General features: G+C 48.4%; 9 protein-coding genes. 5 read left to right on the top strand and 4 right to left on the bottom strand.

The features are described 5' to 3' along the window. Positions 1-71 precede the first annotated feature (71 nt). The 5 genes from EHT25_RS01105 (at position 72) to EHT25_RS01085 (ending at position 6,516) form a co-directional block, all read left to right on the top strand. Positions 72-1,559, top strand: coding sequence for a glutamate synthase subunit beta (locus tag EHT25_RS01105; protein WP_124869367.1), 1,488 nt, complete (start codon positions 72-74; stop codon positions 1,557-1,559). A gap of 87 nt (positions 1,560-1,646) precedes the next feature. After that, a complete protein-coding gene (locus EHT25_RS01100) occupies positions 1,647-3,464 on the top strand; it encodes an RNA-directed DNA polymerase (protein WP_124869365.1) in 1,818 nt (605 codons plus the stop codon). Between the two features lie 58 nt (positions 3,465-3,522). Next, entirely contained in the window at positions 3,523-4,734 is a 1,212-nt protein-coding gene (locus EHT25_RS01095) for a pyridoxal phosphate-dependent aminotransferase (RefSeq protein ID WP_124869363.1), read from the top strand. A gap of 122 nt (positions 4,735-4,856) precedes the next feature. Continuing rightward, the gene (locus tag EHT25_RS01090; protein WP_124869360.1) at positions 4,857-5,642 is read left to right on the top strand and encodes a queuosine precursor transporter; all 786 of its coding nucleotides are present in this window, start codon (positions 4,857-4,859) and stop codon (positions 5,640-5,642) included. A 1-nt stretch (position 5,643) separates the two neighbouring features. Beyond that, on the top strand, positions 5,644-6,516 hold the full coding sequence (locus tag EHT25_RS01085) for a YybH family protein (protein WP_124869357.1): 873 nt from the start codon (positions 5,644-5,646) through the stop codon (positions 6,514-6,516). 117 nt (positions 6,517-6,633) lie between these two features. Here EHT25_RS01085 and EHT25_RS01080 read toward each other — a convergent pair whose 3' ends face one another. The 4 genes from EHT25_RS01080 to EHT25_RS01065 form a co-directional block, all read right to left on the bottom strand. Further along, the gene (locus tag EHT25_RS01080) at positions 6,634-7,077 is read right to left on the bottom strand and encodes a hypothetical protein (RefSeq protein WP_124869354.1); all 444 of its coding nucleotides are present in this window, start codon (positions 7,075-7,077) and stop codon (positions 6,634-6,636) included. A gap of 231 nt (positions 7,078-7,308) precedes the next feature. Continuing rightward, entirely contained in the window at positions 7,309-8,850 is a 1,542-nt protein-coding gene (locus tag EHT25_RS01075; protein ID WP_124869351.1) for a SusD/RagB family nutrient-binding outer membrane lipoprotein, read from the bottom strand. A 23-nt stretch (positions 8,851-8,873) separates the two neighbouring features. Continuing rightward, positions 8,874-12,074: a SusC/RagA family TonB-linked outer membrane protein gene (locus EHT25_RS01070; protein ID WP_124869348.1), complete on the bottom strand. Its 3,201-nt coding sequence runs from the start codon at positions 12,072-12,074 to the stop codon at positions 8,874-8,876. 288 nt (positions 12,075-12,362) lie between these two features. Then, the gene (locus EHT25_RS01065; protein WP_124869346.1) at positions 12,363-13,013 is read right to left on the bottom strand and encodes a response regulator; all 651 of its coding nucleotides are present in this window, start codon (positions 13,011-13,013) and stop codon (positions 12,363-12,365) included. Positions 13,014-13,125: the final 112 nt, after the last annotated feature.

Genomic DNA, 13,125 nt, shown 5'->3' with positions numbered 1-13,125 from the left:
AAATCACGAAGAAAACGGGATTGACATTGCCTCACTGTAGTATTTGAAAAACCGTATACGCTTTAATCTACATGGGAAAACCCACTGGATTTTTAGAATTCACCCGCGAACTGCCTAAAAAGCGCGACGTTCAGCAGCGGCTTCATGATTACAAGGAAATCGAACAGCCGTTTGTGGTGGAAGACACCCAGAAACAGGCGGCTCGCTGCATGGATTGTGGGATTCCGTTCTGCCACAACGGTTGCCCACTGGGCAATATCATTCCGGAATTCAACGACGCCGTTTACGAACAGAACTGGGAATACGCCTACGAAATTCTGGCGTCGACCAACAATTTCCCGGAATTTACGGGCCGGATCTGCCCCGCCCCCTGCGAATCGTCGTGCGTACTGGGCATCAATAAACCGCCCGTCGCCATCGAATTCATCGAAAAATCAATCATTGAAGCGGCTTTTGCCAAAGGCATAGTTCAACCGGCAAAAACCATTAAACGGACGGGAAAAACCGCTGCCATTGTGGGCTCGGGGCCGGCCGGACTGGCTGCGGCTGCGCAGTTGAACAAAGCCGGTCACACGGTCACGGTTTTTGAACGTGCCGACCAGATTGGCGGTTTGCTGCGCTACGGCATTCCCGATTTCAAGCTGGAAAAATGGGTGATCGACCGTCGGCTGTCGGTGATGGAAGCCGAAGGCATCACCTTCAAAACCGGGGTCAATGTCGGTGAACACATCAAAGCCAAGGAATTGCTGGCCGACTTCGACGTCATTTTGCTGACGGGCGGTTCTACGGTTCCGCGCGACCTGCCTATTCCCGGGCGCGAACTGAAGGGCGTTCACTTTGCGATGGAATTTCTAAGCCAGCAAAACAAACGCGTGGCCGAACGTCCGGTTGTAGTCGACCACCGGGGCGCAAAATACGAAAACGGCGAAATTCTGGCCACCGGCAAAAATGTCTTCGTCATTGGCGGGGGTGATACGGGTTCTGACTGCGTCGGTACCTCAAACCGCCACGGGGCCAAATCCGTAACCCAGATTGAATTGATGCCGATGCCACCCGCCGAACGCGCCGAAAGCACGCCCTGGCCGAACTGGCCGATGATGCTGCGGACGTCGACCTCGCACGAGGAAGGTTGCGAACGGCAATGGTCGATCAATACGAAAGCGTTTATCGGTGATGAAAACGGCAACCTGAAAGCCCTGCGCATCGTCGATCTGGACTGGCAAACCGTGGACGGCAAAATGAAAATGGTGGAAGTGCCCGGTTCGGAACGTGATGTACCGTGCGAACTGGCGCTGCTGGCTGCCGGTTTTTTGAATCCGCAACAGGAAGGCCTGCTCGACGCGCTGGAGCTCGAATACGAACGCGGTAATGTGAAAGCCGTTAATTATCAGACAACAAGCAATCCGAAGGTATTTGCTGCCGGGGATATGCGCCGGGGACAGTCACTGGTCGTTTGGGCCATTTCAGAAGGTCGGGAAGCCGCGCGAGCGGCCGATATCTTCCTGATGGGTGACAGCCAGCTGGAAGCGAAAGCCAAATCGATGTTTGCGACAGTCTGACCCACGGAAAACTAACCATAGAGCCGCCGGTTTGACGACCGGCGGCTTTTTCTTTTTTGTACCTTTGCTAGTTAAAATAAGGATCCAATGTTCACAGAAAGGTTTATCAGACTAAGGCGTAAAGCTCTGTCCAACATCTTTGAAAAAAAGAAAATCGCCGACACGTGGAAAAATATTGTTAGGGGCAAATTAAGAAAATCGGATATTAAGGACATTTTTGATTACTACGATTTCAATAATAGTATCAATGATCGAGCTTCAGCTATAAGAGATGAAATATTAAGCGGCAATTATCGGGTCTCAAATCCGCTGATTTATAGAGTAGAGAAGAAGTATGGAATTTGTAGGCACATGATCGTTCCTCAACCAGTGGATGCACTTATAGTACAAACTATTGTAGATAACATTTCTGAAAAAATATTATCAAAACAGCCTTCAAAAAATGCTTATTATTCAAGAGACAAACATAATATAAAACATCCTCATGATTTTGACGATTACGGTTTAAATCGTTTAGAACAATGGAAGGAAATGCAAACACAGATTTATAATTTCAGTAATAGTAAAGCATTTATTGTAACAACAGATCTATCAAATTATTACGATTCAATAGATATTCGTGAATTAAAAAAATATTTTTCCTCTCTTGCCCCAATTGATGAAGCATTAATTGATGTTTTATTTAAGGTTGTAGAGAATATTTCTTGGCAACCTGATTATCTTCCATATTCACATAGAGGCCTACCTACTTCTGATACAGAAGCAATTCGTCTTCTAGCACATAGCTTTCTATTTGAAGTAGATGAAGTATTATCTGAAAAAACTTCAAACTGTTTTACAAGATGGATGGATGATATAACATTAGGTGCTGACAGTAAAAAGGAAGCTACGGAGATAATTAGTTGTATTTCAGATATTTTAAAAAGTCGAGGTCTAGCTTTAAATATTGCTAAAACAGCAATATTCAATCATGACGAAGGTCATTATAATTTATTAATCGATAAAAACAGAATCTTAGATGCATATGACAAAATTGAACCCGCCGACGAAACTGAAAGATTAAGTATAGGAAAAGATCTAATGTCACTATTGAGATCGCACTTAAAAGACCAACAGCCTAAATATTGGGATAAGGTTGCTAAAAGATTAATTAATAATTTAGCTCGAATAAAATCAATTTTACTATTAAATTCTGTTGATAGACTATATCTTGAAATCCCTGTCCTCAGGCCTTCTCTTTTATATTATCTTAAAAGTATTGGTTATAATAATAAATCAGCAAGAATAATATTAAATATTTTAAATTCACTACCAATATTTGATGACATATCACTTAGTCAATTAAGTCATTTAGTTGTAGATTGGAAAATACCTATCACTAGATTATCAAGCATTTTTCTGGATAATTTTGAAAGAAATTTAACACAACTAACTTTTAACAGAAATACAGATTTTGATTATTATTGCCTATTTTGGTTTAAAGCTAAGTATAATGATCCAAAGAAGTTGATAGAATTCGTTACTAAATTTCAGAATAGATGGCAGAATTCACCATTTTTAAGGAGACAGGTTACTGCAATATTAACAAGAACTTATACTTCTGAAAAACCTAAAACAGAACAATTACTTCAAGTTCAAATAGATTCAGGCATTTCGAATACAGTCCCTTTAGCTAACACAATCATAAAATTCAGTGGTATCTCTAAGTTGGATAATTCTTTAAAAATGTATTTACTTGGAGACAAAAATTTCAATCCAACTTATTCAATATCGCGTTTTTTAGTTTTATGTTCCGTTTTAAATTCTACAGATATTGCCACAAATTCTTCAATAATAAATAGAATAAAAAGTCTTATATCTGACCCATACTACAAAAAATGGCTTTATGTTCAGTATGAAATTTGAAAAAAGTTTTATATATTATTTTTCACACCTTTACACAATTTATTCTAATTACCCAAGTATGAATTTTTTAAAATCCAACCGGCTCAATGACTTGCGCTACGAAATCCGTGGACCGGTTTACGAAAAAGCACTCGACCTCGAAAGTCAGGGCTACACGATTATCAAACTGAACATCGGGAATCCGGCACCGTTTGGTTTCGACGCGCCCGACGAAATTGTCCACGATATTATCCTCAATATCCGCAACGCGCAGGGCTATTCCGACTCCCGTGGTCTGTTTGCGGCCCGAAAAGCGGTGATGCATTACACCCAGAATCTGGGCATCAAGGACGTTGCGATCAACGATGTATTCATCGGCAACGGCGTTAGCGAATTGATTCTGCTGACAATGCAGGCCCTCATCAACGAGGGCGATGAAGTGCTGGTTCCCTCGCCGGATTATCCGCTCTGGACAACGTCAGTGGCGCTTTCGGGCGGAAAACCGGTCCATTACCTCTGCGACGAACAGGCTGGCTGGAACCCGGATCTGGAAGACATGGAAAGCAAAATCACCCCGCGCACCCGGGCCATTGTGGTCATCAATCCGAATAATCCAACGGGAGCGGTTTACGACAAACACATTTTGCAGGGCATCGCCCGGCTGGCGGAAAAACACCAGTTGATTTTGTTTGCGGATGAGATTTACGACAAAATCCTGTACGACGGGGCCGTGCATTACCCAATGGCCACGATGGTGGAAGACACGCTCTGCATTTCGATGGGCGGTTTGTCGAAGAATTACCGGGCCGCCGGTTTTCGGGGCGGATGGCTGATTCTGAGCGGAGCCAAACACCGGGCAAAATCCTACATCGAAGGATTAACGCTGCTGGCCAGCATGCGGTTATGTGCCAACGTCCCGACCCAATACGCGATCCAAACCGCGCTGGGTGGCTATCAAAGTATCAACGATCTGATCATTCCAACGGGGCGGTTATACCGGCAGATTCAGCTTGCGTATGACCGGATTACGGCCATTCCGGGCCTGAGTTGTGTCAAACCGAAAGGGTCGCTGTACATCTTCCCGAAAATTGATCTGTCGCAGTTCCATATCGCCAGCGACGACGACTTTGTCTATGATCTGCTGGACGAACAGAAAGTGCTGGTGGTGGCCGGAACCGGTTTTAATTACGTTCACGACGACCATTTCCGCATCGTCTGCCTCCCCAGCGTCGACGACCTGAATCCCGCCATCGACCGCATCGAAGCATTCCTGGAAAGCCGAAGGAAATGAGTTAAGAATTAAGAGTGAAGAGTTAAGAGTTGTCAGTTATGCGTTATATCTTGCTATTGTATGCTTTCAAGGCTTATGCAACCACAATTCATAACTCTTAATTCTTAACTCTTAACTCCCATATGGCTTCTTTTACCAGCAAAAAAACCAATCTATACCTCTTTTTAAGTGCCGTTTTTTTGACCAATGCGATTGTGGCTGAAATCATCGGTGTCAAAATTTTTTCGGCGGAAACATTTTTAGGAGTAGCACCGGCGCAACTGCACTTACCCGGCGATTTTGTGCTGGATTTCAACCTGACGGCGGGAGTGGTCATCTGGCCGTTTGTGTTCATTACCTCCGATATCATTAACGAGTATTACGGAATCAAAGGCGTTAAACAGATTTCTTACATTACAGCCGGTTTTATCGCGTACAGTTTCCTGATCATCTTCTTTGTGACCACATTACCCCCGGCGCAGTTCTGGCTCGATGTCAACAAAACCGATGCGGTGGGTAATCCGGTGAACATCAACAATGCGTTTGCCATGATTTTCCGGCAGGGATTAGGCATCATCATCGGTTCGATCACGGCTTTTATGGTGGGGCAGCTGCTGGATGCAACGGTTTTTCAATCGTTGAAAAAGATCACCGGCAGCCGCAAAATCTGGCTCCGGGCCACCGGTTCGACGCTCGTTTCGCAGCTCATCGACAGTTTCGTCGTCCTGACGATTGCGTTTTATATTTTCGGGAACTGGTCGTTTTCGCAGGTGATCGCCGTCGCGATTGTTAACTATATTTACAAATTTTTCATAGCGGTTGTACTGACGCCAATTCTGTATATTGCTCATTTTCTGATCGATAACTACCTCGGTAAAGAACACGCCAAAGAATTGGCAAACGAATCCAGCATGAGTTCGTTTATGTAGTATGAAAAACGTTTTCTTCGCTATTCTGCTCCTGTCGACAACCGGTTCGGCGATGGCGCAGAGCCCGTTGCTGACACTGGTAAATACGGAAAAGAAATTTGCGCAACTCGCCAAAGACAGCACGACCAAAACCGCCTTTTTGCAGTACCTGGCGCCGGACGGTATTTTGTTCACGAAAGGGAAAGTAACCAACGGCCGGGAGTTGTTCGAAACCGGTCCTGAATCACCCGGCAAACTGACCTGGCAACCCGTTGCGGCCGATGTGTCGGCGTCCGGCGACCTGGGTTATACAACCGGTCCGTGGGAATCCCGTCCGAAGACGCTGGCGGACAAGCCTAACGCGTTTGGCCATTTTGTTACCATCTGGAAAAAATTCCCCAATAACAATTGGCGACTTGTCCTCGATATTGGCATTACACATCCGGCCCCGCCCAGTCCACCCGCCAACATGATTCGGGCAGCCACCGGAATTCGAAGCGTAACCAGTCCGGATTCGCTGAAAAACCGGGAAGAACTGCTGGCGTTCGACAATCAGTTTATTAAAACACTGGAAAAAACCGGTATTGCGGCCACCTACAAACAATTTCTGGCTCCTCAAGCCCGGCTATACCGGATGAACCAACAACCGTACCTCGAACCGGCCGCGATTGACTCGCTTCTAAAACAGCGGGTTACCCTCAGTTTTCTGCCACTGAATGCTTCTGTGGCTGAATCGGGCGATTTGGGGTACGTGTATGGAAACGCGCAAACGCTGGCAACCGTGACGGGAAAATCCGTCAAACAAATGGGAAATTACTTACGCGTCTGGAAAAAAGACAGCCAGGGGCAGTGGAAGATTGTCATCGATCTCATCAATCTGGAACCGGCGGAGTGAGGACTAAAAATTATTTCGCGGAGTTAAGCGGAGAAGCGCAGAGTTACGCAGAGGTTTCTTAAAACATTTCTCTGCGTAACTCTGCGCTTCTCCGCTTAACTCCGCGAAATAATTTCCTTAATTCAGCAGGGACACAAACCGCGTCGGCTCTTTCACCTCCACTTTTTGCGTTTCCAACCGGAATGCTTTCGTGACTTTTGTATAGCCATCACTGACTTCGAAGGTGTACAAACCGTCCTGCATCGTTTCCATATCGAATTTCCGCCAGTATTTTTTCAGGCGCTTGCTCACTTTTTCGGAATGAAGCACCTCGTTGTTTTCATTCAACAAGGTTACCTGAATCGGCACTTCGATGTAATTCTCGATCATCAGATTCATCTTGGCGGTGTTGATTGACCGGTAAATGGCCACCCCCATGGCTTTGGTGCGGGTAACGTTGGGCGATGCCGAATACGAATTATCTTTTTCATCACCGGGCGTCGGCCCCGTAGACGGAATTCCGGCCATCGCCGGGGCACTCATCATCAGGACAAGTGCGGCCATTTTCAAGGTACGAATCATAGTATTTGTTGTTTATGGAGTGACCACTGATTCACTGTTAGCAAGCCTTTAATGGCCTAAAAGTACCATTCCGCCACAGGGACGCTCTACCCCAAATGAGGTGATATTGCGGAACGGAAGGGGACAAATGATGAGTGGTCGAATGGCGGGATAAAGAAAAAACCAGCCAATCCAGGCTGGTTTTTGATCCCTGTATCTTGGTTTCCCTCGCTCAATAACCGAATAAAGGGTCTAGTCGACATCCCACCAAACGGGGGTCAGCACGTCACCGGGTGCGATGCCGGTCGTCGCTATGCTCGGATTGCGCTGCAACTCGGAATCGACATAGGGCAGACGTTTCATAAATTTGTTTCCCGTCAGATTGACCACCGGTATGGTGGGTACGGGAAAACCGGTCCGGCGCTGTTCGGTCCAGGCTTCTACCCCGTTCAGGCCGTACATTGCCAGGTATTTCTGGGTAATAATTGCTTTAATTTTATCGGTTTGTTTGGTAAAATCGACACCGGGTTTGGTCAGGTAATCGCCCGGTTGTACGCCAAACCGGGTCATCGACGCCGTAATGGCTTCGTTGTACAGTTTGGCCGCATCATCGGCAGTCGTTCCGGCCCAGGTTCTTGCGACAGCTTCCGCGCGCAGAAACAGGCTTTCTTCGTACGATAACAACACCACCGGACGCGCCTTGGCAGCATTGTCATCGGCAGCCGTGACCCCGCTGGCAGCCGACGTGCCGTTGATGGTTCCGTTCAAAAACCGCTGTCCGATAAAATACTTGCCCGGATACGAAGTATACTGGGCGGTATTCGTTGACGTCGTGCCGTTTGGCGTAAACACATAATCGATTTCGGGCGTCCGCAAATCGGCGTCCAGGAAGAAAACCGGAATCCGCGGATCGGCGTTGGGCGTCATCAAATTGCCGATCGTCGTGGTGGCTGTCAAATTATTGGATAACCGGAAATTAGCCTGCCAGAGCGGATTTTCGGTATTGGTGGCCGTTCCGTTTGCAAACTGAAAACTCTCCCCGGTTCGCATGAAAGCCGTGCCGCTGCTGGTGTAAAGCGCCTGAATGCCCGCTTTAGCCCCCGCCGGATCGACCTGACTCAAATGCATGTAAAATTTGAGTTTCAGTGTGTTGGCCAACCGCACCCATCGATCCATTGCTGCCTCTGTTCCTGCCTGATAAATCATATCCGCTGTTCCCGGAAATCGCCCCTGTTTTTTGGCAATATCGGTTTTGGCGTCATCCAAAAGGGCTTGCAATCCCGCATAAACGTCTTTCTGGGTATCGTATTTGGGCGTAATTGTCTTGTCGGCATCAAGGGCTTCCGAGAATGGAATGTCACCGTATAAATCGGTCAATACCCCAAACGCATAGGCTTTCATAATTTTCGAAATGCCAACCATCCGCCACTCGTTCTGCGTACTGCCCTGATTGATCACGTATTGGAAATCTTCCAATGCACCCGAATACATCGTGGCAAACTGCCCGCCCTGCCCATCGAGCGTGGACGACGTGATGTTGTACTGATCCCAGGCCCGGTATTGATTTCCGCCTTTCGGGGTGGTCCAATATTGAGACAGGATACTCCCCACGATGTTAAGCTGACCGCCCACAATGAAGGCAACCTGAGCCTGTCCCGCTGGTAATGAGAGATTTATATCCGCAACGGAAGGGTTATTGGGATCGGTATTGATGTCTAGGTAATCATTTTTACAGGCGGTGTTCAGGCCAATAAACAGGCTCAGCAACACGGCTTTCCGGACTATTCGTTTCATATTTCTGGAAAAATCTTGGTCGGTTATAACACAATTTTCAGACTGGCGCCGTAACTCCGGGTCGATGGATAGGCCAGGTATTCGTAGCCCTGGCTGTTGCCGGTTCCGAACGAACTCACCTCCGGGTCGACGTTGGGCTGCGATTTGGGCGTCCACAGCATCAGATTCCGGCCAATCAGCGATACCTGGATGGTGGAGAACGGCGTTTTGCCAATCAACGATTTGGGCAGCGCATAACTCAGGCTCATTTCCCGCAGTTTTACGAAAGAAGCATCGAACAGGGTGTTTTCGCCGAAGTTCGACAGCGTCGACCAGTACTCGAAACCGCCACTCGTTTTGATCGTTGTGTTCGGCGTAAACGTGCCATCCTGGTTCTGCGTGACGGAATTCGGGTAGACAAACGGCTCGCGGTCATTGAAGGTCGTTTCTTTCAGAAAACCGCCGAAGCGTCCCAGGTTGGTGGTTTGGGAGAAAAACTTTCCACCCTGACGCGTATCGACCAGCACATTGAACGTCAGTCCTTTAAACGAAACCGTGTTGCTCAAACCAGCCGAGAAATCGGGCTGAATATTACCCAGAACCTGCAAAACCGGGTCGGCCAGCGGGCGACCTGTCGTCGGATTCACCACCACTCGGCCTTCCGGATCGCGCAGCATTTTGCTCCCGAAGAACGTTCCATAAGGCTCACCCAGGCGAGCCTGTAAACCGGGTGTCGATAAACCGCCCAGCCCAACCGGCGCCAGCGGATTATACAGTTCCGTCACCTTGTTGCGATTTCTCGTAAAGTTCAGCGAAACATCCCACCGGAAACCCGATGCGGCTTTGACCGGCGTTCCGGTCAGCAAAATCTCGAGACCTTTGTTGGTCATGGCACCGGCATTCAGGGTCTGGGCCAGAAAACCGGAAGTACCTGAAATGGGGACGTTGACGATCTGCTGCTCGCTTTTCGAATTATAATACGTAAAATCCAATCCTAATCGGTTGTTGAAAAACTGGGCTTCAGCGCCAATTTCCCAGGAGGTCGTCAACTCCGACCGCAGATCCGGATTCCCGCGAATGTTGCCGACCGAAAAGCCCGGAACACCGTTGAGTGGAAACTGATATAGGGCCTGAAAACCGTCCGTGATCGACGTCCGCGTGAAAACCGGGAGGATTTGGTACGCATTCGCCACTTTCCCCACCTGCGCGATATTCGCCCGAATTTTGGTATAACTCAGCGCACCACCCTTCAGATCGAGAAACGCGCTGGTCGGGATGAAACTGACGCTGGCACCGGGATAGAAGAACGACCGGTTTTTCTTCGGCAGGGTCGAGGAATAGTCATTCCGGCCGGTTACATCCAGAAACAGGTAATCCTTGTACGACAATTGCGCATCGCCATAAATACCGTACAATCGGGTACGCTGATCGACCCGCGTGGTAACAATCGAACTGGCGTTGCTGAGGTCGTAAAAACCAGGTACGATCAGCGGCTGGCCGTCGTAAACGCCCCGTGACGAATTGTAATCCTGCAGGTTATGGCCCAGAATTACCTTCAGATTCAGGTCGGAATTCAGGTCGCGGTTAACTGTCAGGATAAAGTCGGAAAGCAGACTCTGGAAGTTCGTATTGTCTTCGACATAGCGGCCGCTGACGGTATTGATGGTTCCCAACGCGAATTTCTGCGTCCGAATATCCGAGTACATATCCGTACCGATGCGGTAGGTTAGGTTCAGCCACGGCACCGGATCGTAACTAACCTGCGCGTTACCGAAAAACCGGTTTACGTTGTCTTTCAGCAGGTTATTTTCCAGTAACCAGTACGGATTGTTCCGAAAACCGGCCAGGTAATACCCATCCAGGTTGTATCTCGGATCATTGATGTCTTTCTGGTCGGTGATTTCAATATCGCGGGGTGTATTGTAAATCGTTTGCAGAATATTCGACCGGCCCTGGCCCTGAACCCCGCGATCTCCCCCGGAACGGGTGAAGGTCGCCGACAGGTTAGTCGATACTTTGTTGTTGAAAAACTTGGTTCCCGCCCCCACATTCACGGCTGTCCGGCGGTACGTCGTACTCGGAATCATGGATTTGGTATTCACGTCGGAAACTGTCAGAATGTAGTTGGACGTGCCGTTGTTGTTCCGGACCGAAAAGGAATTGTTGAGTGTGACGCCGGTCTGGAAAAAATTCCGCACGTTGTTGGGCCGGGCCATCAGTGTCACCGAATCCGGGTGATCCAGTTGGCCGAGCGTATACAATCCGTAGGTGTGCCAGTCGGCCACTTTCTGCCCCCGAATTTTCGGGCCCCAGCTCACGTTTCCGCCGTCGTTCAGGTCGTAAATACCATCGAAACCGCCCGCAAACGTATTCTGAAATTGGGGCAACCGCAACGGATTTTCGAACGTAACCGAGCTGTTCAGGCTGATCTGCGGTTTGTCCGTCACGTTTTTACTCCGGTTTTTGGTCGTAATAATAATCACGCCCGAGGCAGCCTGCGAACCGTATAAGGCAGCCGCAGCTGGTCCTTTCAGAATGGAAACCGACTCGATGTTGTTGGGATCGATGTCGGCAGCGCGGTTGGTAATGTCCACACCGTTGTTCAAATCGCCACCGGTTCCGGCCGCCGAATTGGTTCCATTTCCGTTGATAATCTGCGTGGTTGTGTTGTTGTTACTGACAATAATTCCATCGACGACATACAGCGGCTGGTTATTTCCGTTGAACGATTGCGCTCCACGAATAACCACGCGCGTGGCCCCGCCGGCGGCACCTGATGCACTCGAAATCTGAACACCCGGCACCCGGCCCTGAAGCGACCGCAGCATGTTTGACTCATTGGCCCGGACCAGATCCTCGCCTTTCACATTCGTGACTGCGTACCCCAGCGTTTTTTTCTCCCGCTCGATGGCCGATGCCGTCACGACAACCTCGTTCAGAATGGCTGCGCTTTCCTGGAGCACGATGTTGAAGGTGGTGCGGTTCCCGACCGGAAGTTCCTGCGTTTTAAATCCAATGAATGAAAAAACCAGGGTGGCATTATCCGGGATGTTGGAAATCCGGAAATCTCCGCTACCATCGGTGGTGGCGCCCTGGGTGGTGCCTTTGATCCCGATGGTGACACCGGGCATCGGCAAATTGTCGGAAGAACTCCGCACCGTTCCGGACACGGTTTTGGATTGGGCTAACCCATACTGGTAACTGAGAAGTACCAGCAGAATTACACGTAGAAGTAGTAATTTCATCGGTTTGTTGATCAGTGTTTAAATTTCAAAATGATTTTTAAACAAAGGTCAAGAACCTTACGGGTCCTAAAATCCCGCATTGAGGGGGATTTTATTAACAGAAAAAACCAGCCGAAACGGCTGGTTTTTTCTGCTTACGTTCATCTCATAGATCAGGTTCAGAATTACCGGAACCTTCATTTTTTTGTCGGTCAGCACACTGCCAGTTGCCCTGCGCACGCTTCGAACACCACAAAAGTACGGGAAGGTGTGGGTGGCCCTCTACCCCAGAAAAGGGGATTTTCTCGTTTAAATCAACCTTTCTTTGATCGCTTTTTCAATAGCCTCCGCTTTGGAATGAACTTCGAGTTTCCAGTAAATATTCTTGATGTGCGTCCGGATGGTCTCTTTGTCCACGAACAATTGTTCGGCAATGGTGGTGTAACTTTTCCCTTTCGACAGCAACTCCAGCACTTCGGTTTCCCGCGCCGTCAGGGGTGAGTTGCGGTTTTTCTGAAACGACGCCACTACCATGCGGGCGATGTTCGTACTCATCGGTGCCCCTCCTTCCTGAATGTCCCGAATGGCTTCCAGAAGCCGCGTCGGCTGCATGTTTTTGGTCAGATAACCACCCGCACCGGCGCACAATGCCTTGAACACCAGCTCGTCATTTTCGTACACCGAAACCACGATGATATTCGTTTTCGGGCGGAGTTTCTTAATTCGGGCAATCCCCTCGATCCCGTTCATGCCCGGCAACTCAATGTCCATCAAAACGACGTCGGGAGCGTCAGAAAGGAGGTTTTTGATCGCATCCTCACAGCGGTGATACGTGTTTACGATCTTGAAACCGTAGGTGCTGTTAATGAGCAGGGCGAAACCGTCGCGAATCAGATTGTCATCCTCCACAATGCAAATCCGTATCGTCTGCGGACTGCGTAATAGTTGAGCTACATTCATAGTGTGTTCATTAGAGTTTGCGAAAGTAAGTAACTACTTTTTTAGGCCAAGTAACCCCGTTATTACACCAACGGAGCAATTGTCTTTACGAAAGGAATGTCGATGAAGCGGT

The organism is Larkinella rosea, from assembly GCF_003858635.1.
Taxonomy (GTDB): Bacteria; Bacteroidota; Bacteroidia; order Cytophagales; family Spirosomataceae; genus Larkinella; species Larkinella rosea.
Note: the sequence above shows the minus strand (reverse complement) of the source record. Positions and strands in the feature narration are given on the sequence as shown.

Coding starts and splice junctions, on each gene's coding strand:
- EHT25_RS01105 (WP_124869367.1), top strand. CDS start 72: ATGGGAAAACCCACTGGATTTTTAGAATTCACCCGCGAACTGCCTAAA.
- EHT25_RS01100 (WP_124869365.1), top strand. CDS start 1,647: ATGTTCACAGAAAGGTTTATCAGACTAAGGCGTAAAGCTCTGTCCAAC.
- EHT25_RS01095 (WP_124869363.1), top strand. CDS start 3,523: ATGAATTTTTTAAAATCCAACCGGCTCAATGACTTGCGCTACGAAATC.
- EHT25_RS01090 (WP_124869360.1), top strand. CDS start 4,857: ATGGCTTCTTTTACCAGCAAAAAAACCAATCTATACCTCTTTTTAAGT.
- EHT25_RS01085 (WP_124869357.1), top strand. CDS start 5,644: ATGAAAAACGTTTTCTTCGCTATTCTGCTCCTGTCGACAACCGGTTCG.
- EHT25_RS01080 (WP_124869354.1), bottom strand. CDS start 7,077: ATGATTCGTACCTTGAAAATGGCCGCACTTGTCCTGATGATGAGTGCC.
- EHT25_RS01075 (WP_124869351.1), bottom strand. CDS start 8,850: ATGAAACGAATAGTCCGGAAAGCCGTGTTGCTGAGCCTGTTTATTGGC.
- EHT25_RS01070 (WP_124869348.1), bottom strand. CDS start 12,074: ATGAAATTACTACTTCTACGTGTAATTCTGCTGGTACTTCTCAGTTAC.
- EHT25_RS01065 (WP_124869346.1), bottom strand. CDS start 13,013: ATGAATGTAGCTCAACTATTACGCAGTCCGCAGACGATACGGATTTGC.